Origin of the sequence: Kitasatospora arboriphila (assembly GCF_039528095.1) — a bacterium.
GTDB lineage: Bacteria > Actinomycetota > Actinomycetes > Streptomycetales > Streptomycetaceae > Kitasatospora > Kitasatospora arboriphila.
In genome coordinates this window covers 53,693-73,050 of sequence record NZ_BAAALD010000028.1, presented here as the reverse complement: position 1 = coordinate 73,050, position 19,358 = coordinate 53,693, and the positions used below count along the sequence as shown (strand labels likewise).

Below are 19,358 nucleotides of genomic sequence, written 5' to 3'. Positions count from 1 at the left end.
CGGTGCTGGGGAGCCTTAAGTACGATCACCCGTCATGACGCAGACCGACCCCTCCTCCGCCCGCCGCCGCTCGGGCGTCGTCGCCCTCGGCATGGTGGGGACGCTGGCGCTGGCCCTCACCGGCTGCTCCACGTCCGGCGGCAGCGCACCCCGGCGCTGCGTCGACCCCGGCACCCTCAAGGTGCTCGACGACCACTCCTGCTCCACCGGCACCACCGCGGCCGCCGGCCGCTGGTACTACTGCGGCTCCGGCTCGCTGACCGCCGCCGGCGGCACCTTCGACAAGGCCGCCACCAAGCGCGGCGGCTTCGGCTGCCCGAGCGGCAGCTCCGGCTCGAGCGGGGGCTGACCGCGATGCGCCGCCGCACCGTCGAACCGCGGCCGGGCTGGCAGGCCGCGGTCGAGGCCCAGGGCCTGATCTACGCCGTCTGCGAGGACCCGCGCAACCCCGGCACCGAGTACGCGTACTGGGACGAGAGCGCCTACTACGAGTTCTCGCTGCCGGAGGTCGAGGCGCTGGAGGAGGTGGTCGAGGAACTCCACGGGATGTGCCTGGAGGCCGCCGACCACGTGGTGCGGACGGGCCGGTTCGCCGACTACGGCATCACCGACCCGCGGCTCGCCGAGGTGATCGCCACCTCGTGGCGGCGGCGCGAGGAACAGCCGTCCCTGTACGGGCGGTTCGACCTGGCGTACGACGGCACCGGCCCGGCCAAGATGTTCGAGTACAACGCGGACACCCCGACCTCGCTGATCGAGGCCGCCAGCCCGCAGTGGTTCTGGATGGAGGAGCGCTTCCCCGAGGCGGACCAGTGGAACTCGCTGCACGAGCGGCTGGTCGCCGCCTGGAGCCGGCAGAAGGACCTGCTGCCGCCCGGCCCGGTGCACTTCGCGCACTCCCGCGGCGACTTCGAGGGCGAGGACTGGATGACCACCCTCTACCTCCAGGAGACCGCCGAGCAGGCCGGCCTGGAGACGGTGTCGATCGCCGTGGAGGACATCGGCCTGGACGGGCTGACCGGCCGGTTCGTCGACCTGCAGCACCGCTACATCCGCTCCGCGTTCAAGCTGTACCCGTGGGAGTGGCTGGCGCAGGACGAGTTCGGCGCCCAGCTGCTGGCCACCGTCGACCTCGGCGGCTCCACCGGCTCCACGCTGTGGATCGAGCCGCCGTGGAAGATGCTGCTCTCCAACAAGGCGCTGCTGGCGGTGCTGTGGGAGCTGTACCCCGGCCACCCCAACCTGCTGCCGGCCTACCTGGACGGGCCGCGCGAGCTCGTCGCCACCGGGTACGCGGCCAAGCCGCTGCTCGGCCGGGAGGGTTCGGGCGTGCGGATCGTGGAGCCGGGCGGGGACGAGACCCTGCTGCCGGCCTGGGCCGGCGACCCGGACCGCTACGGCGACGAGGGCTTCTGCTACCAGCAGCTCTGCCCGCTGCCGGTGTTCGACGGCAACCAGCCGGTGCTGGGCGCCTGGGTGGTGGACGGCGAGGCCGCCGGGCTCGGCATCCGCGAGACGCACGACTCGCCGATCACCCACGTCGGCGCGCGCTTCCTGCCGCACGTCATCGTCTGAGCACCGGCCGGGCCGCGGCGGGGGCGGTCGGCGCCCGCNCACCCGACGGAGCGTCAGGCGTTGTGCTCGACCATCCGGTCCAGGCAGACGGCGACGGCGAGCAGCAGCGGCACGTCCGCGCCGTCCGCGATCTCCACGCCGTAGGTGTCGCGGATCCGGAACCACTTGCGGGAGATCTCGGCGACCGTCCCGCCGTCGGACTCGACCTTGTACTCCTTGTCGATGAGGTCGCCGTGCACCTCCAGCTCGCCGCCGGCCTCCAGCTCCACCAGGTACTTGTCGCGGAACGGCGTGAAGAGCTTCTTGCGGACGGTCGCGACGGTGTCGCCCTCGGCGTTCTCGATCCGCATCGCGTCGCGGACGGTGAGCACCTTCTCCTTGATCACGGCGACCACGGTGCCGGACGGGTCCTGCAGCTCGAAGGTGTCGCGCAGCCGCAGCACCTTGCCGTCCACCAGGAAGGCCTTCTCGCCGTCGCCGTCCTCGATCCAGTAGTCGTCGCCGACCGCGAACAGCCGTTCCTTGACCACGTACTTCATGCCTGCCTGCTTCCCTCGACGGACACTGCCGAGCACATCGTGCCGGACGCCGGGCCGCAGGTCAGCCCTCGGCCGCGCGGCGGGGCGCGGAGACCGGCCGTCCGGGTGCCGTCAGTCCGCGGCGGGCCGGGCGCGCAGCCGGCGCAGCATCCGGGCGTCCTGGAAGCCGACCGCGCGGGCGGCCGACTCGACGGTGGCGCCCTGGCCGATCAGGTGCTCGGCGTGCTCCAGCCGCAGCTGCTGCTGGTAGCGCAGCGGGGTGAGGCCGGTCGCCTCGGTGAAGCGCCGGGTGAGGGTCCGTTCGCTGACGCCGGCGCCGGCGGCGAGCCCCGTGAGCAGCAGCGGGTCGGTGAACCGGGCGTCGATGACGTCCTGCACCCGGTGCACGGCGTCGCTGAGGTGGGCACGGTGCCGCAGCATCGCGCTGTCCTGCTGCTCGTCCCCGTTGCGGCGGGTGTGGACGACCATCGTGCGGGCCACCTGGGCGGCGACGTACGGGCCGTGGCGGACGGCCAGCAGGTGCAGTGCCAGGTCGATCCCGCTGGCGATCCCGGCGGAGGTGAGGACGCTGCCGTCCTGGACGAACAGCACGTCGGGGACGACGGAGGCCCGCGGGTAGCGGCGGGCGAGCTCGTCCTGGAGGTCGTGGTGGGTGGTGCAGCGGCGGCCGTCCAGCAGGCCGGCCCGGCCGAGTGCGTCCGCGCCGGAGCAGATGCTCGCCACCGTGCCGCCGGCGGTGTGGTGGGCGACCACCCGCTCCAGGGTCTCCCGGGTGAACACCGGCCCGGTCGGCAGGCTCGGCGAGCGCCAGCCCGGGACGACCACCAGGTCGCCGGCGGCCAGCTCGGGCCACCGGGTGGCGGCCTTCAGCCCGATGCCCTGCGCGGTGGTGACGTCCTCCTGCTCGGCCACGTACCCGATCTCCCAGGTGTGGCCGAGGTCGGCCGCCGCGGAGAACACCTGGGCCGGACCGGCGAGGTCCAGCAGGTGCAGCCGCGGCGCCAGCAGGAAGACCACCCTGGTCACGATCCGGTCAGCTCCTCCACGGTGGCGATCCGGGCGAAGCGCCGTGCGAGGGCGTACTCGGTCCGCGCGATGATCTCGTCGGTGGACAGGGTACGCGGGTCGGCGAGGACCTCCGCCAGGCTGCGGCCGGCCGGGGCGTCCCGGTGCTCGATCGGGTGGGTGGCGGTGGCGTCGGTGACGAACACGACCTGGTAGCCGAGGTCGGAGGCGACCCGGGCGGTGGTCTCGCAGCACTGCTCGGTGCGGATCCCGCTGACCACCACCTCGCCGATGCCGTGCCGGGTGAGCTGCTGCTGCAGGTTGGTGGTGGTGAAGGCGTTGTGCGAGGTCTTGGTGAGGACGGGCTCGCCGTCCTCGGGCTTGAGGCCGTCCATCAGCCGGACGTGGCCGGACTCCGGGTCGAAGGGGGTGCCGCTGCCCGGGTCGGTGTGCAGGATCCACACCACGAGGTCGCCCTTCTCCCGGGCGGCGGCGACCAGCCGGCCGACCTTGTCGGCGATCCCCGGGTCGGAGACGGCCTCCCAGTTGGGCAGGCGGCGGAAGGACTCCTGGACGTCGATCACGACGAGTGCGCTCTTCATGTCCTCCATGGTGGCCGCCGGCGGGCCCGCGCCCCAGACATGATCACGCCCCGCACCGGAACGATCCGGTCACCGGCCGGGGCGGTCCGGCTCAGCCGGTCAGGTGCCAGAGCAGCCGGTAGTAGGCCGTCCGCTCCGCGTCCGGTGCGATGCCGTAGGCGTCCAGCAGCGGCCGCTCCCAGCCCGGGCCGTAGTTCCACACGGTGCTCCAGGTGGCGACGGCGAGGTCGGCCCAGCGGTCGGCGACGCCGAGCGTGCCCAGGTCGACGTGGCCGCTCGGCCGGCCGTCCTCGCCGACCAGGGTGTTGGGCGCGCAGGCGTCGCCGTGGCAGACCACCGGCCCGTCGGGCGGCGGGACGTCGGCGAGGGCGGCCAGCGCCCGGTCGACGGTGCGAAAGCGGGGCAGTTCCTCCGGCCAGTCCGCCAGGGAGGTCCGGCCGGCCGCGGCACGGGCGCGGGCGGCCTCCAGCCGCGGCCCGGCGGACCAGTCGAACGGGCAGTCGGCGGCGGGCAGCGCCTCGTGCAGGGCGCGCAGCCCCTCGCCGACGGCCCGCACCGCGGCGGCGGGCTCGCGCAGCCAGCGCCCGTCCACCGCCGAGCGGCCGGGCAGGCCGGCCGTGACCAGCCAGGAGCCCTCGTCGTCGGCGCCCTCGTCGAGCACCTGCGGCACCGCGGCGTGGCGGGCCGCCCAGCGCAGCCGTACCGCCTCCGCCGTGAAGGTGCCGCGGCCGGCCGGCAGCCACTTCACGAACTGCCGCCGGCCGTCCGCCCCGATTTGGAAGGTCAGCCCGCCGAGCGTGTTGCGCCACACGGCCCGCACCGGCCGGCCCCGCGCGAACCCGGTGACGAACGACGGCACCTCGACCGGCCCCGAGGGCGTACTGGCGATGATCACCGGATCATTCTCGCCCCCCGCCGCCCGGGACCGGAATGGTTCTCACGCGCATCGGGTTTGATTGGGGCATGGCTTCTCGTGCACGTGTACGCGCCCCCGAACTGGTGGGCAAGGGCGGATGGCTCAACACCGGCGGCAAGGACCTGTCGCTGGCCGACCTCCGCGGCAAGATCGTCATCGCCGACTTCTGGACCTTCTGCTGCATCAACTGCCTCCACGTCCTGGACGAACTCCGGGAGCTGGAGGAGAAGCACCGCGACACGGTGGTGATCGTCGGAGTCCACTCGCCGAAGTTCGTCCACGAGGCCGACCACCGCGCGGTGGTCGACGCGGTGGCCCGGTACGAGGTGCACCACCCGGTGCTGGACGACCCGGAGCTCGCCACCTGGAAGCAGTACGCGGTGCGGGCCTGGCCGACGCTGGTGGTGATCGACCCCGAGGGGTACGTCGTCGCGCAGCACGCCGGCGAGGGCCACGCGCACGCGATCGCCGCCCTGGTCGAGGAGCTGGAGGCCGAGCACGCCGCCAAGGGCACGCTGCGCCGCGGCGACGGCCCGTACGTGGCGCCCGAGCCGCAGGCCGGCGACCTGAAGTTCCCGGGCAAGGCGGTGCGGCTGCCGGACGGCCACTACTTGGTGGCCGACTCCGGGCACCACTCGCTGGTGGAGCTGGCCGAGGACGGCGAGACGGTGCTGCGTCGGATCGGCGACGGCGAGCGCGGCCTGGTGGACGGCGCCGCGCCGCGGTTCAGCGAGCCGCAGGGCCTCGCCCTCGTCCCGGCGGGCCTCGACCTCGGCTACGACGTGGTGGTGGCGGACACCGTGAACCACGCACTGCGCGGCCTGCGGCTCGCCGACGGCAGCGTCACCACGCTGGCCGGCACCGGCCGGCAGTGGTGGCAGGGGTCGGCGACCGCCGGCCCGGCCCGCGAGGTCGACCTCTCCTCGCCCTGGGACGTCGCCTGGTTCGACGGCCGGGTGTGGATCGCCATGGCGGGCGTGCACCAGCTGTGGGCCTTCGACCCGGCGGCCGGCACGGTCGCCGTCGCGGCCGGCACCACCAACGAGGGCCTGGTCGACGGCCCGGTGGCCGAGGCCTGGTTCGCCCAGCCGTCGGGCCTGACGGTGTCCGCGGACGGCGAGCGGCTCTGGGTGGCCGACTCGGAGACCTCGGCGGTGCGCTGGGTTTCACGTGAAACAGGTTCGGTGCACACCGCGGTCGGCACCGGCCTGTTCGACTTCGGCCACCGCGACGGCGCCGCCGACCAGGCGCTGCTGCAGCACCCGCTGGGCGTCACCGTGCTGCCGGACGGCTCGGTCGCGATCAGCGACACCTACAACCACGCGCTGCGCCGCTTCGACCCGGAGACCGGCGAGGTGACCACCCTCGCCACGGACGTCCGCGAGCCCTCCGGCGCCGTGGTCGTGGACGGCGACATCGTCGTGGTGGAGTCCGCCCGGCACCGGCTGACCCGGCTGCGCCTGCCCGAGGAGGCCGTCCGGGTCGAGTCGGTGGCGCACCGCACGCAGCGCGCCGCCACCGAGGTCGCCCCCGGGGCCCTGCGGCTGGACGTGGTCTTCCAGGCCCCGTCCGGGCAGAAGCTGGACGAGCGCTACGGCCCGTCGACCCGGCTGCTGGTCAGCTCCACCCCGCCGGAGCTGCTGCTCTCGGGCGAGGGCGCGGACACCGACCTCTCCCGCGAACTGGTGCTGAACGCGGCGGTCGCCGAGGGCGTGCTGCACGTGTCGGCGATGGCGGCGTCCTGCGACGACGACCCGGAGATCGAGTACCCGGCCTGCCACGTGCACCAGCAGGACTGGGGCGTGCCGGTGAAGCTCACCGCCGACGGCGTGAGCCGGCTGCCGCTGGTCCTCGCCGGCATGGAGTGACCGGACCGGAGTGAACGGCCCGGAGTGAACGGGGGCCGTCCGCGCGGCGGCCCCCACCGCCCGCGGACCGGCCCCCGGGGCCCCGGCTCAGCCCTCCAGGAACGCCTTGAGGGCGCTCGCCAGCAGGTACGGGTCCTCGGCGCCGCAGAGCTCGCGGGCGGAGTGCATGGAGAGCGCGGCGATGCCGCAGTCCACGGTGGTGATGCCGAGCCGCGCCGCGGTGATCGGGCCGATGGTGGTGCCGCAGGGCATGGCGTTGTTGGAGACGAAGGTCTGCCACGGCACGCCGGCCTTCTCGCAGGCGGCGGCGAACACGGCCCGGCCGACGCCGTCGGTGGCGTACCGGTTGTTGACGTTGACCTTCAGGATCGGGCCGCCGTTGGGCATCGGGTGGTGGCCCGGCTCGTGCCGCTCGCTGTAGTTGGGGTGCACGGCGTGCCCCATGTCGGAGGAGAGGCAGACGGTGCCGGCCAGCGCCCGGGCGCGGTCCTCGGTGGTGCCGCCGCGGGCGTACACGGTGCGCTCCAGTACGTTGCCGAGCAGCGGGCTCTGCGCGCCGGTGTCGGACTCGCTGCCGGTCTCCTCGTGGTCGAAGGCGGCGAGCACCGGGATGTACGCGAGCGGGGCGTCGCCGGTGGCGGCGGCGGCCAGCGCGGCGGTGCCGGCGTGCACCGAGAGCAGGTTGTCCAGCCGGGGGCCGGCCAGCAGTTCGCGGTCGCGGCCGAGGTAGGAGGCGGGCTGCACGTCGTGGGTCATGAGGTCCCAGCCGGCCACGTCGGCGGCGGCCACGCCGGCCCTGCCCGCCACGTACTCGAGGAGCGCGCCCTCGGTCACCTCGCCGATCCCCCAGATCGGGGTGAGGTGGCGCTGCTTGTCGAGCTTCAGGCCCTCGTTGACGGCGCGGTCCAGGTGGATCGCGAGCTGCGGGACGCGCAGCAGCGGCTCGTCGATCTGCACCAGCCGGGCGGTGCCGTCGCGCAGCGCGAGGCGGCCGGAGATGCCGAGGTCGCGGTCGAGCCAGGTGTTCAGCGGGACGCCGCCGTAGATCTCCACGGCGACCTGGCGCCAGCCGGAGGAGCCGGTGTCCGGGATCGGCTTGACCCGGAGGTTGGGCGAGTCGGTGTGGGTGCCGACCACCCGGAACGGCGTCTCGGGGCCCGCCCCCTCGGGCACGTACCAGGCGATCAGCGCGCCCCCGCGGATCAGGTACCGGCCGCCGGCCTCGGCCCCCCAGGCGTCGGTCTCCAGGACCCTGCGGAAGCCCGCCTTCTCCAGCCGCTCGGCCGACGCGGCCACGGCGTGGTAGGGCGAGGGTGCGGCGCCGAGGAAGGCGATCAGATCGTCGGTGTGCGTCCGGTCGAAGTGGGCCGGGCGGTCGGCGGTCGACATGCTGCTCCTGGGTTGAGGGAGGTCGGACGCCGGATGGGGGTACCGGGTCCGCATCTGAGCATATGCCCGTACACGGACATGACGCGGCGAACTCAAAAACGGTGACACAACGGTGAGAACACCGGGACACAGTGCATTCCCGACCGTCCGTCATGCCGCCCGTGACGTTCCGTTTGCCCGGTTCCGTCCTACGGTGAAACGCCGTGGGGCCCGGTCGGCGGACCGGGCCCCACGGCGTGAGGGTGTGTCAGGCAGACTTCAGGGGGCTCAGAAGGCCTCCTCCGCGAGCTCCATGATCTCGTTGTCCACGGCCTCCGCGATCAGGCGCTGCGGGGCGGTGGTGGGCAGGACGTTGCGGGCGAAGAAGCGGGCCGCGGCGACCTTGCCCCGGTAGAACGGGACGTCCTTCTCGGAGGCGCCGGCCTCCAGCTTGGCCAGCGCGACGGCGGCCTGGCGGAGCAGCAGCCAGCCGATGACGACGTCGCCGGAGACCAGCAGCAGGCGGGTGGCGTTGAGGCCGACCTTGTACATGTTGGTGACGTCCTGCTGGACGGCGGTCAGGTCGGCGAGCATCTTGCCGACGATCGCCTCCAGGTCGCCGGCGGCCTTGCCGAGCGCCTCGCGCTCGGCGGCCAGGGCGTCGCCGCCCTCGCCGGTGGCGATGAACTTCTGGATCTGCTCGGAGACGGCGGTGAGCGCCTGGCCGCCGTCCTTGACGATCTTGCGGAAGAAGAAGTCCTGGCCCTGGATGGCGGTGGTGCCCTCGTACAGGGTGTCGATCTTGGCGTCGCGGATGTACTGCTCGATCGGGTACTCCTGCAGGTAGCCGGAGCCACCGAAGGTCTGCAGGGACTGGGCGAGCTGCTCGTAGGACTTCTCCGAGCCGTAGCCCTTGACGATCGGCAGGAGCAGGTCGTTCAGGCGCTCGGCGGCCTCGTCGCTCTCGCCGCGCAGGCGGGCGGCCAGCACGTCGTCCTGGACGGAGGCGGTGTAGAGCACCAGGGCGCGCATGCCCTCGGCGTACGCCTTCTGCGTCATCAGCGAGCGGCGGACGTCGGGGTGGTGGGTGATGGTGACGCGCGGGGCGGTCTTGTCCAGGAAGTTGGCGATGTCCGCACCCTGCACGCGCTCCTTGGCGTACTCGAGGGCGTTCAGGTAGCCGGTGGACAGGGTGGCGATCGCCTTCGTGCCGACCATCATGCGGGCGAACTCGATGATCTTGAACATCTGGCGGATGCCGTCGACCTTCTCGCCGAGCAGCCAGCCCTTGGCCGGGTGCTTGGCGCCGAAGGTCATCTCGCAGGTGTTCGAGGCCTTGAGGCCCATCTTGTGCTCGACGTTGGTGGCGTAGACGCCGTTGCGCTCGCCGAGCTCGCCGGTCTCCCAGTCGAAGTCGTACTTCGGCACGATGTAGAGGCCGAGGCCCTTGGTGCCGGGCTTGCCGCCCTCGGGGCGGGCCAGCACCAGGTGGATGATGTTGTCGGACATGTCGTGCTCACCGGAGGTGATGAAGCGCTTCACGCCCTCGATGTGCCAGGAGCCGTCCTCCTGCTTGATCGCCTTGGTGCGGCCGGCGCCGACGTCCGAGCCGGCGTCCGGCTCGGTCAGCACCATGGTGGCGCCCCAGAGGCCGTCGACCATGCGCTGGGCGACCTTGTGCTGCTCCTCGGTGCCCTCCTCGTAGACGACGCCGGCGAAGGCCGGGCCGGAGGAGTACATCCAGATGGCGGGGTTCGAGCCGAGGACCTGCTCCGCGTAGGCCCAGACCAGGGAGGACGGGGTGACCTGGCCGCCGATGCCCTCCGGGATGCCCAGGCGCCACCACTCGGCGTCCATGAAGGTCTGGTAGCTCTTCTTGAAGGTGGCCGGGACGGGCGCGGTGTTGGTCTCCGGGTCGAAGACCGGCGGGTTGCGGTCGGTGTCGGTGAAGGACGCGGCGAGGTCGTTCTCGGCGAGGCGGGAGATCTCGCTGAGGATGTTCTTCGCGGTGTCGACGTCCATGTCGGCGAACGGGCCGGTGCCGTACACCTGCTCGCGGCCGAACACCTCGAACAGGTTGAACTCCACGTCCCGCAGGTTGGACTTGTAGTGACCCATGACCGTTTCTCCGGTTCGTCTGCTTGCCGTGGGCCCGCCGATCGAGCGCCACTTACCCACCAGTACGCACCATGATGCTACCCGGCAGTAACTTGGGCAAGCCCTCTCACGGCAAAGCCTTATGAACGTGGTCACGTCCCACAACCCCGGACGCGCACACCTTGTGAGATCCGTCCCCCCTGCGGGGCGCCCCGGCCCGGTAGCCTTGCCCCGTGTACGGCTACGAGCAGACCGCGTACCAGGACCCCTACCAGCAGCAGGCGGGGATGAACGGCATGCCCGGCCCCGGCCCGTACGGCGACCCCCAGCAGGGGGGCGCCCAGCAGTCCCTCTACCCGGAGCCCTCGCCGCCCTCGCTGGCCGACGCCGTCCGGGCCTTCACCACCGGCTCGATGCCGGTCGAGGACTTCCAGGCGATCTTCATCACCTCGAAGGTGCACTGCCCGCGCGGCGACCGCCCCGGCTTCCTCGCCCTGCACAACACCCCGACGCCGGTGATCCCGATGTTCAGCTCGCTCAAGGAGCTGCGGCGCTACGCCGGCAAGGAGTCCAAGCACTTCAGCGTCACCGGCGCGGAGGTCCTGGACCTGCTGCCGACCGGCTACGGCTTCGCGCTCGACATGGAGGGCGAACACCGGATGGTCTTCGACGCGAAGGCGGTCGAGCAGATGGTCGACTTCACCATGCGCCGGATGTACGGCTGACCCCACCCCCGCGGGAGGCGTACGGCCTCCCGCACAGCCACGCCCATTTAGTTCAATGTTCAACTTGCTATTGGTTGAGGATTGAACTAATCTTTCGGACGTAGGCCAGAGAACCCCCTGAAGGAGGCCGACATGCCCGCCGTGACCGTCGAGAACCCGCTGACCCTGCCGCGCGTCACCACCCCCGACCCCGCCGCCGCGGTCGCCCGCCCGGTGCTGGCGGTCGCCACCGCTCCGGAGGGCTTCGAGGGCGAGGGCTTCCCCGTCCGCCGCGCCTTCGCCAAGATCAACACCAAGTTCCTCGACCCGTTCATCATGATGGACCAGATGGGCGAGGTGGAGTACGCCGCCGGGGAGCCCAAGGGCACCCCGTGGCACCCGCACCGCGGCTTCGAGACCGTCACCTACCTGATCGACGGCGAGTTCATCCACAAGGACTCGCACGGCGGCGGCGGCCACCTCGGCGGCGGCGACACCCAGTGGATGACGGCCGGCTCGGGCATCCTGCACATCGAGACCCCGCCGGAGTCGCTGGTCCTCAGCGGCGGCCTGTTCCACGGCATCCAGCTGTGGGTCAACCTGCCCGCGAGCGACAAGATGACCCAGCCGCGCTACCAGGACATCCACGGCGGCCACGTGAAGCTGCTGACCAGCCCGGACGGCGGCGCCGTGCTGCGGCTGATCGCCGGCGAGCTGGACGGGCACCGGGGGCCGGGCGCCACCCACACCCCGATCACCCTGCTGCACGCCACGCTCACCCCGGGCGCCTCCGTCACCCTGCCCTGGCGTCCCGACTTCAACGCCCTCGCCTACGTGCTCAACGGCGACGGCACGGTCGGCACCGAGCGGCGGCCGGTGCACACCGGCCAGGCCGTGGTCTTCGGCGACGGCGACACGATCACCATCACCGCGGACGCCAAGCAGGAGTCCCGCCACCCCAACCTGGACGTGATCGTCCTGGGCGGGCAGCCGATCCGCGAGCCGGTCGCCTGGTACGGCCCGTTCGTGATGAACAGCCACCGGGAGCTGGAGCAGGCCATGAAGGACTTCCAGTCCGGCTCGTTCGGCCACCCGGTCGACTGAACCCGCACCGCTCGCACCCGGGGCCCGGCACACGCCGGGCCCCGGGTGCGTCCGCGGCCCGGCCGGGTCAGATCCGGGCGTAGAGGGCGGCGGCGTCGTCCGATTTCTTGCCGCGCGGCCAGCGCGTGCAGTCGGCGTCCGCCTCCTCGACGGCCCTCACCTGGGCGATCAGCTCGGCCGGCCCCGACTCCGCGAGCAGCCGCAGCGCGTCCGACCAGCTGCCGAGCCGGAAGCGCTCGGTGAACCGGGCCGCGCCGTCGGTCAGCGCCGCCACCCCCCGCAGCTCGTCGAGCGGGACGAAGCCGGTCTCCGCGTGCTCGGCGGCGCGCGGCGTGGCGGCGGCGATCCACGGCCCGTGCCCGGAGTTCCGGGCGGCCCGGACGGCCTGCGCGTACGCGAGGTAGAGCTCGGCCCGCTCGGTGCTGCCCGGCACCGTCGTCCAGACCTGCCGGCGCAGCAGTTCCCCGCCGGGGAAGCGCTGGTTGTCGCCGATCACCCGGGGCGCGCCCTCGCGGGGGTGGAGCACCAGCAGCGAGTCGCCGAGCACCAGGTACTCCAGCGAGCCGCCGACCTTGCGGGCGGCGACCACCATGGCGGCCGGGGTGTTCGGGTTCGCGAGGTCGCAGCGGCCGCCGTGCAGGGCCGCCGTCTCCACGATGGCGTCGCCCAGGCATTCGGCGATCGAGCGGTCGGCCCGGTCGGTGAGCCGGGCGAGGAGGTGGACCCCGAGCCGTCTGGCGTACCAGGCGGTGCCGTGGCGGCACCCGGACTCCAGGTCCGTCGGCATGCTGGAACCGTCCAGCAGCACCAGCGCTTCGGCGGAGGCGGCGGCGAAGTCCTCGCTCTCGCGGCCCGGCCCGTACGGTTCTCCGGCGAGCTGTACCTGCATCGGACCAGTCTGCGTGCGGGCGGCCGCCCGGTACAGGGGTCGGACGGACTCGACCGGCACCGTCAGCGTGCGCCGGAGCGCGCGGTGGCGACCGGCCGGAGCGCGGCTTACGGTCGGGGGATCACCCGCCCTCGCCCGAGGAGTCTGCGATGGTCTGGCAGTTCTTCGTCCTCGTGATCGCGTCGATCGGGTTCCCGATCCTGGCGCTCTTCTACCTGATCGGCGGCCCCCGGTTCCCCGACGAAGTGAAATGAACCCGCCGGGCGGCCGCCGCCGTGGCAGGGTGTGCACTGCACCCGGCCCCTGTCCCGGGGCCCCGTACCGGAGGTCGCGCCATGAGCAAGGAAGCAGCCCCACCCGCCGAGCAGTCCGAGACCGGGGCCGCCCCGGTCGAGGCGGCCGCCGAGGCACCCGCCCAGGAGGACGTGAAGGCGAAGTTCCTCGCCGCGCTGGAGCGCAAGCAGGGCGGCCGCGGGAGCGGCGGCGCCGGGCAGGGCGGCGAGGGCTCGAAGATCCACGGCACGCACGCGGCGGCGGGCGGCAAGCGCACCTTCCGCCGCAAGAGCGGCGGCTGATCCCGAGCCGGACGGCGGGCGGATCCCGGAAGGGGTCCGCCCGCCGCCGTGTTCCTCCGTCCCGGCCGTCCGCCGGGGCGTGTCCTCGAAGGCCGGGGAGAACTGCGCAGTTCCGCCCCCAGCCTGGAGGCCGGGAGGTGCCCCCACCCGCCACTGTGTGGCATCCGTACGCCCCTGAAGACACGTCCTATGCCGTGGCGCCCGCGATGCGGTCCGCAGGCCGGGCGGCCCGGGCGTCCGGCTCGGTGAGGAAGCCGAGCACGTTGTCGAGCACGGCCGGGTCGGTCAGCACCCGCTGGTGGCCGAGCCCGCGGGTGGCGAGCAGCCGCACCCGTCCGCCGTACGCGGCCTGCAGCCGGCCGGCCTGGCGGAACGGCACCACCCGGTCGCCCTCGTCGTGCACCACCAGGGTCGGCGGCACGGCGTCGGCCGGCCGGCCGGCGGCGTCGAAGCGCTCCCAGACCGGCCCGGCGCCGGGGAGGAGCACCTCCTCGACGCGGCGTGCGACCTGCTGCGAGACGCGCTCGGACAGCCCGAGCTGGGCGCGGAAGCCGCCGATCACGTAGCGGAAGTCGGTGACGCCGGCGACCGCCACGAGGCGGTCGGCCCGCAGGCCCTCGCCGAGGGCGTGGAAGGTGCAGGCCACCCCGAAGGAGTGCGCGACCACGGCCTCGAAGGGGCCGTCCAGCTCGTGCAGCCGGCCGATGGCCTCGCCGTACTCCAGGATCGTGGTGGTCGAGCCGGCGGAACCGCCGTGGGCGGGCGCGTCGAAGGCGACCGGGCTGCGGCCCTCGGCCAGCAGCCGGGCCACCAGTGGGGCGAAGCGCGAGGCCCGGGACTGCCAGCCGTGCACCAGCAGCACCGGACGGCTGCCGTCGCCCCAGCGGTAGACCGCGGTGCGTCTGCCGGCCACGGTGAGGTGGGAGGTGCGCGCCCGGTCGTGGACCTCGCGTTCGGCCGGGCGGACCCGGCTGCGTGCGCCGGGCCTGCGGAAGAGGCCGAAGGCGGCCCGGCCGGCGAGGTCGGGCGAGATCAGGGCGGCCGTGTTGAGGGCGGTGCCGACGAGTGCCTTGGTGCGGTCCATGGGGTCTCCCCGGGGAGGTGCGGGGTGGGTGGAGCCTGACGGAGCGAGATATTAGCACGATCGTTCGTGCAGTTTTAGGCTCACGGAATTCCCCGGGCGACGGCGCGGCAGGGTCAGGCCAGCAGTTCGGGGTGGCTCGCCGCGCCGCGCAGCAGCGCCAGGACACCGGCCGCGGCGAGGTCGTAGCGGCGCTCCTCGCCGTACAGCAGCGACTGGGCGTTGGCCGCCTCCAGCATGCCGATCAGGCCGAAGACCAGCAGGCCGAGGTCGGTGTCGGCGCGGAGCTCGCCGGCCTCCCGGGCGGCGCGCGCCAGGTCGGTCAGGTGCTCCTCCCAGGCCCGGCCGGCCTGCGCGAGGGCGTCCCGCACGGGGCCGGGGCGGGCGTCGAACTCGGCCGACACCGCGTAGAAGAAGCAGCCGCCCGGGAAGACCCGGCGGCGCGAGTAGGCCAGCCAGGAGTCGCAGAGCGCCCGCAGAGCGCCGAGCCCGGGAGGCAGGTCCTCGACCGGGACGACCACCGCGTCCCGGAAGATCCGCTGGGCGGCGCGCACGGCGGCCAGCTGCAGCTCCTCCTTGGAACCGAAGCTGGCGAACACCCCGCTCTTGCTCAGCCCCAGGTCGGTGGCCAGCCGGCCGATCGACAGGGCCTCCAGGCCCTCGACGGAGGCGACCTCCACGGCACGCCCCAGCACCGCGCGGCGGGTCTCGTTGCCCCGCTGCACCCGCCCGTCCGTGGTCGGCGTCTCCACCGCGCTCCTCCGCCGGCCGTCCGTCGCTGTCGGCGGCCAGCCTACGCCGACAGGCGTTCCCCGATCACGGCCGCGGCGGCCAGCAGCCGTTCGTCCCCGCCGTCCGCGCCGACGCACTGCAGGCCGAGCGGCAGCCCGCCGAGCGCACCGGCCGGCAGCGAGACGGCGGGCAGCCCCGCGTGGCTCCACGGCAGCGACATCACCGCGCTGCCGGTGGAGTCCAGGCCGAGCGGCGCCGGGCCGGTGGCGGCCGGGGTCACCCAGGCGTCCACACCCTGATCGGCCGTCACCTCGGCCACCCGGCGCCGGAAGTCCGCCCGGGCGGCCAGCGCGGCCCGGTGGTCGGCCCGGTCGACCTCCCGGCCGTGCCGGATCGCGGCCACCGTCTCCGGCCGGTACAGGCTGCCGAAGCGGGCGAACAGATCGCGGTGCACCTGCGCCAGCTCGTACCGGATGATCGTCCGCAGATGGTGCTTCACGGTGTCGAAGTCGCCCAGCACGTCGACCCGGCGGACGGTCAGGCCGAGGCCCCGCACGGTGTGTTCGAAGGCGGCGAGCGCCTCGGGGTGCACCTCGTCCAGGTAGCCGCCGACCGGGACGCCGAGGACGGGCTCCCGCTCCGGCGGCCCGGCGGGCTGCGCGGCCCAGGTGTCGCAGAGCAGCGCGGCGGCCAGCCGTACCCCGGCGAGGTCGGCCGCGTACCAGCCCGCGGTGTCCAGCGTCGGCGCGTGCGGGACGATCCCCTCCGCCGGGACCCGCCCGTAGGTCGGCCGGAATCCCACCACGCCGCAGTACGCCGCCGGGCGGATCATCGACCCGACGGTCTGGGTGCCGATCGCCAGCGGCACCAGCCCCGCCGCGACGGCCGCCGCCGAACCGCTGCTCGACCCGCCCGGGGTGTGGCCCAGGTCGTGCGGATTGCGGGTCGCCCCGGGTGCGAGGACGGCGAACTCCGCCGTCACCGTCTTGCCCGCGACCAGCGCCCCGGCCGCGCGCAGCCGCCCCACCAGCGGCCCCTCCGGCCCGGCCAGCACCCCCGGCGGCAGCGCCGAACCGGCGTGTGTGGGCAGGCCGTCGACGTGCACCACGTCCTTGACCCCGACCGCCACGCCGTACAGCGGCGGACGCCCGGCCGGGTCCGGGTACCGCGCCTCCAGCTCCTTCGCCGCCGCCGACAGCCGGTCGTGCCGGCCGGGCTCCGGGACGAAGGCGCGCAGCACCGGGTCGATCCGGTCGATCCGGGTGCACAGGCGCTCGACGTACTCGGCGAGCGGCGGGTCGCCGGCCCGCAGTCGGGCGGCCGCGGGGACGAGGGGCGTCATCGGCTCCATGGCGCCCACGCTACGGGCCCGCCGGTCCCGGCACGGGCGATCCGGTCACTCGTGCTCGGCCGGCATGTACGGCGTCTCGCGCAGGAACAGCGCCCCGCAGGTGTGGCAGTTGAGGTCCGGCGAGCGGGACCACATCTCCGGGTCCTGGACGGCCGACGCCGGGCTCAGGTCCCGCCCGCACAGGGCGACGGAGGAGCCGTCGTGGCTGATGTGCCAGGTCTTCACCCCGTCGGACGGGCCGGACGGGCCGTACTCGGCGCGCATCTGATACCTCATGCCGCCATGCTGCGCCGGGGTCGGGCGGGTGGCAATCCGGCGGCCCCGCGCCCCGGGCCCGCGGTTCAGGAGGCGGCGCGCAGGAGGGCGTCGTCCTGCCACTTGAGGATCTTGTCGAAGCTGACGATCGCGCCGCGCAGGGGATGGTTGCGGAGTTGGACGTGGTCGGTGAGCGCGTGGATCAGGAAGAGGCCGCGGCCGGACTCGGCACCGAGGTCGGGCAGGACGTCCGGGTCGGGGGTGCGCACCGCGGCGGGGCGGCCGGCCGGCAGGACGTGGGTGTCGTACGGGCCGGGGCGGTCGGTGCGGCGCGGGTGGCGGCCGCCGAGCGGCGGGGGGCCGAGGGTGACCCGGCCGCGGCGGGTGCGGCAGCGGCGCGGGGACGGACGGGCCGCGGAGGCGGCCGGGCCGCGGTGGCCGTCGGCGGCCAGGACGCCCGGGACACCCGGGACGGCCGGGGCGATCGGCGGCAGGCCGGGCCCGGAGTCGACGACCTCGATCCGCAGCCGGTCGCCGGCGATCGCCGCAGTGACCTGGAACCCGTCATCGGGGCGGCCGGTCGCGGCGTGCTCGACGGCGTTCGCGCAGGCCTCGGTGAGGGCGATCCCGAGGTCGTAGGCGATCTGCGGGTCGACGCCGGCGGTGTCCATGGCACCCATCAGGATGCGGCGGGCCAGCGGCACGCTGGCCGGGTCGCGCTTGAGGTGCAGAGTCCACCAGATGTCCACGGGAGGTCCCTCCTGGCTGCGGCTCCACATACGACTAGGTATCTCCGGGGGTTTGGGCAGCGAACCGTCGGCGCGCGCCGCGACCGCCCGTTCGGCGGATGGACTGGTGCGGAACAGTGTGCCGCGCGGCGCACGCTTCGGCCCGCACGCCGGGCCGAAAGGGTCATTCGGCGTATTTCCCACCCTGCCCGTGGGGGCGGTGTGAGCGGTGAGATGATGGCCCGGCCATGACTGCCCACCCCGCCGCCCCGTTCGCAGGCGCCGCCGCCCCCGCCGACGGGGTGCAGGCCGCGGCCTGGGACCTGCGGGTGGCGCGCGCGGTGCCGTTCGCGCTGGTGTGCACCCTGGTGGCGGCCGCCGGCCACGCCGCGGTGGGCGGCGGGGACGTCGCCCTGCCCGCACTGGCGGCCGGATTCGCCGCGGTGGTGCTGCTGGCCGCGGCGCTCGGCGGGCGCGAACGCTCGCTCGGGGCGATCACCGCGGCACTGGGCGCGGGCCAGCTGGGCCTGCACCTGCTCTTCCACACCCTGACCCCGGCCCGCGCCCACCACATGGCGGGCATGTCGATGCCGGAGGCCGCCGGACGGCTGCTCTGCGACGACATGCCCGGCAACGGCGTCACCCGGCTGCCCGCGGGCACGAGCCCGGAGCAGCTGATCAGCGACGCCGGTCTGGACCCGCACGCGTACGCCGCCGCGGGCGCCGGGCACGCCGCCTCCGGCCTGTTCGGGACGGGCCCGGCGATGCTGCTGGGCCACCTGGCGGCGGCGGTCGTGGCCGGCTGGTGGCTGCGGCGTGGCGAGGCCGCGCTGTGGCGGCTGGTGAAGCTCACCGCGGCGGCGGCCCGCGAGTGGTCCGCCCCGCTGCGCCGTGCGGTGGCGATGCTCGCCGCCGTCCTGCTCGGGGTGCCCGCGGCCGCGCCGGCCGCGCCCCGCCGCCGGGCCGAGGACGTCCCGCTGCCCGGGGCGGTCGCCCTGGTGCACAGCCTGGTGCGGCGCGGGCCGCCCGTGGTGGCGTTCGCGCGCTGACCGCCCGGCACGGGCCGTGGCGCGCGCTGCCGGCCGGACCGCACCGATGCGGAACGGCCCTCACCAGCACCACCACCAAGCCCGGCGCACCCGTGCGGCCCCGTAGCCGCCGTGCGCCCCGCTCCCCTGGGAGAACCCATCATGCGTACCACTCCTGCCCGCCGGACCGCCCTCGCCGCCGCCGTCGCCGGTGCCGCCGTCGTCGCGCTGGCCGGGCCGGCCGCCGCCCACGTCACCGTCCAGCCGGGCAGCGTCCCGCAGGGCGGCTACACCGCCGTGGCGTTCCGGGTGCCGGACGAGAGTGACACCGCCTCCACCGTGAAGCTTGAGGTCAGCCTGCCGATGGACCACCCGATGGCCTCGGTGCGGATCCAGCCGCTGCCCGGCTGGACGGCCGTCCTGGAGAAGTCCAAGCTCGACAAGCCGCTGAACGCGCACGGCAAGGACATCACCGAGGCGGTCTCCAAGATCACCTGGACCGCGGACGCCGGCACCAAGATCGCCCCCGGCCAGTTCCAGGAGTTCCGGGTCTCGCTCGGCGCCATGCCGACCAACACCGACAAGCTGACCTTCAAGGCCCTGCAGACCTACGACAACGGCGAGGTCGTCCGCTGGATCGAGGAGGCCAAGGAGGGCCAGCCCGAGCCCGCCAAGCCCGCCCCGGTGCTGACCCTCACCAAGGCCGCCGCGGCCGCCTCCGCCGCGCCGGCCGCCGACCACCACGCCTCCCAGGACGCCTCCGGCGACCAGGCCGCCGCCAAGGCCGACGACTCCACCGCCCGCACCCTCGGTGTGGTCGGCATCGTGGTCGGCGTGATCGGTGCCGCGCTCGGCGTGGCCGGCCTGCGCCGCAAGAGCGGCCCCGCCTCCTGACCCGGTGCCCGGCGGGCCGCACCCCGGTGCGGACACCGCCCAGGGCC

General features: G+C 74.1%; 20 protein-coding genes. 8 read left to right on the top strand and 12 right to left on the bottom strand.

The window, feature by feature from the left end; translation table 11 throughout:
* Nucleotides 1-34 precede the first annotated feature (34 nt).
* The gene (locus ABD353_RS16715) at nt 35-349 is read left to right on the top strand and encodes a hypothetical protein (protein ID WP_344624395.1); all 315 of its coding nucleotides are present in this window, start codon (nt 35-37) and stop codon (nt 347-349) included.
* A gap of 5 nt (nt 350-354) precedes the next feature.
* The gene (locus ABD353_RS16710; RefSeq protein WP_344624394.1) at nt 355-1,575 is read left to right on the top strand and encodes a glutathionylspermidine synthase family protein; all 1,221 of its coding nucleotides are present in this window, start codon (nt 355-357) and stop codon (nt 1,573-1,575) included.
* Nucleotides 1,576-1,628: 53 nt separating this feature from the next.
* On the opposite strand, the gene ABD353_RS16705 is transcribed toward ABD353_RS16710, so the two are convergent.
* From ABD353_RS16705 to ABD353_RS16690, 4 genes are all read right to left on the bottom strand, one after another.
* The gene (locus ABD353_RS16705) at nt 1,629-2,114 is read right to left on the bottom strand and encodes an LURP-one-related/scramblase family protein (RefSeq protein ID WP_344624393.1); all 486 of its coding nucleotides are present in this window, start codon (nt 2,112-2,114) and stop codon (nt 1,629-1,631) included.
* Nucleotides 2,115-2,225: 111 nt separating this feature from the next.
* Nucleotides 2,226-3,140, bottom strand: a complete 915-nt coding sequence (locus ABD353_RS16700; protein ID WP_344624392.1) for a GlxA family transcriptional regulator — start codon at nt 3,138-3,140, stop codon at nt 2,226-2,228.
* A complete protein-coding gene (locus tag ABD353_RS16695; protein ID WP_344624391.1) occupies nt 3,137-3,721 on the bottom strand; it encodes a cysteine hydrolase family protein in 585 nt (194 codons plus the stop codon). Before ABD353_RS16695 ends, ABD353_RS16700 begins: the two co-directional genes overlap by 4 nt.
* Nucleotides 3,722-3,812: 91 nt before the next feature.
* Nucleotides 3,813-4,616: an aminoglycoside 3'-phosphotransferase gene (locus ABD353_RS16690; protein WP_344624390.1), complete on the bottom strand. Its 804-nt coding sequence runs from the start codon at nt 4,614-4,616 to the stop codon at nt 3,813-3,815.
* 68 nt (nt 4,617-4,684) lie between these two features.
* Between ABD353_RS16690 and ABD353_RS16685 the strand changes: the two genes are divergently transcribed.
* On the top strand, nt 4,685-6,505 hold the full coding sequence (locus tag ABD353_RS16685; RefSeq protein WP_344624389.1) for an NHL domain-containing thioredoxin family protein: 1,821 nt from the start codon (nt 4,685-4,687) through the stop codon (nt 6,503-6,505).
* 87 nt (nt 6,506-6,592) lie between these two features.
* Here ABD353_RS16685 and ABD353_RS16680 read toward each other — a convergent pair whose 3' ends face one another.
* Nucleotides 6,593-7,894, bottom strand: coding sequence for a M18 family aminopeptidase (locus ABD353_RS16680; protein ID WP_344624388.1), 1,302 nt, complete (start codon nt 7,892-7,894; stop codon nt 6,593-6,595).
* A 267-nt stretch (nt 7,895-8,161) separates the two neighbouring features.
* The gene (locus tag ABD353_RS16675) at nt 8,162-9,991 is read right to left on the bottom strand and encodes an acyl-CoA dehydrogenase (protein ID WP_344624387.1); all 1,830 of its coding nucleotides are present in this window, start codon (nt 9,989-9,991) and stop codon (nt 8,162-8,164) included.
* Nucleotides 9,992-10,203: 212 nt separating this feature from the next.
* On the opposite strand from ABD353_RS16675, the gene ABD353_RS16670 reads away from it, so the two are divergent.
* Both ABD353_RS16670 and ABD353_RS16665 read left to right on the top strand, forming a co-directional pair.
* Nucleotides 10,204-10,695: an SseB family protein gene (locus ABD353_RS16670; RefSeq protein WP_425555172.1), complete on the top strand. Its 492-nt coding sequence runs from the start codon at nt 10,204-10,206 to the stop codon at nt 10,693-10,695.
* 132 nt (nt 10,696-10,827) lie between these two features.
* Entirely contained in the window at nt 10,828-11,778 is a 951-nt protein-coding gene (locus tag ABD353_RS16665) for a pirin family protein (RefSeq protein ID WP_344624386.1), read from the top strand.
* A 67-nt stretch (nt 11,779-11,845) separates the two neighbouring features.
* On the opposite strand, the gene ABD353_RS16660 is transcribed toward ABD353_RS16665, so the two are convergent.
* The gene (locus tag ABD353_RS16660; protein ID WP_344624385.1) at nt 11,846-12,667 is read right to left on the bottom strand and encodes an integrase; all 822 of its coding nucleotides are present in this window, start codon (nt 12,665-12,667) and stop codon (nt 11,846-11,848) included.
* A gap of 335 nt (nt 12,668-13,002) precedes the next feature.
* Here ABD353_RS16660 and ABD353_RS16655 point away from each other — a divergent pair, with 335 nt between their 5' ends.
* On the top strand, nt 13,003-13,242 hold the full coding sequence (locus ABD353_RS16655; RefSeq protein WP_344624384.1) for a DUF5302 domain-containing protein: 240 nt from the start codon (nt 13,003-13,005) through the stop codon (nt 13,240-13,242).
* Between the two features lie 187 nt (nt 13,243-13,429).
* On the opposite strand, the gene ABD353_RS16650 is transcribed toward ABD353_RS16655, so the two are convergent.
* From ABD353_RS16650 to ABD353_RS16630, 5 genes are all read right to left on the bottom strand, one after another.
* Nucleotides 13,430-14,326, bottom strand: a complete 897-nt coding sequence (locus tag ABD353_RS16650) for an alpha/beta fold hydrolase (RefSeq protein WP_344624383.1) — start codon at nt 14,324-14,326, stop codon at nt 13,430-13,432.
* Between the two features lie 113 nt (nt 14,327-14,439).
* Entirely contained in the window at nt 14,440-15,075 is a 636-nt protein-coding gene (locus tag ABD353_RS16645; RefSeq protein ID WP_344624382.1) for a TetR/AcrR family transcriptional regulator, read from the bottom strand.
* 41 nt (nt 15,076-15,116) lie between these two features.
* On the bottom strand, nt 15,117-16,406 hold the full coding sequence (locus ABD353_RS16640) for an amidase (RefSeq protein WP_344624381.1): 1,290 nt from the start codon (nt 16,404-16,406) through the stop codon (nt 15,117-15,119).
* A gap of 45 nt (nt 16,407-16,451) precedes the next feature.
* Entirely contained in the window at nt 16,452-16,682 is a 231-nt protein-coding gene (locus ABD353_RS16635; RefSeq protein ID WP_344624380.1) for a hypothetical protein, read from the bottom strand.
* A 65-nt stretch (nt 16,683-16,747) separates the two neighbouring features.
* A complete protein-coding gene (locus tag ABD353_RS16630) occupies nt 16,748-17,410 on the bottom strand; it encodes an ATP-binding protein (RefSeq protein ID WP_344624379.1) in 663 nt (220 codons plus the stop codon).
* 227 nt (nt 17,411-17,637) lie between these two features.
* Here ABD353_RS16630 and ABD353_RS16625 point away from each other — a divergent pair, with 227 nt between their 5' ends.
* Both ABD353_RS16625 and ABD353_RS16620 read left to right on the top strand, forming a co-directional pair.
* A complete protein-coding gene (locus tag ABD353_RS16625; RefSeq protein WP_344624378.1) occupies nt 17,638-18,438 on the top strand; it encodes a hypothetical protein in 801 nt (266 codons plus the stop codon).
* 141 nt (nt 18,439-18,579) lie between these two features.
* On the top strand, nt 18,580-19,311 hold the full coding sequence (locus ABD353_RS16620; RefSeq protein WP_344624377.1) for a YcnI family copper-binding membrane protein: 732 nt from the start codon (nt 18,580-18,582) through the stop codon (nt 19,309-19,311).
* Nucleotides 19,312-19,358: the final 47 nt, after the last annotated feature.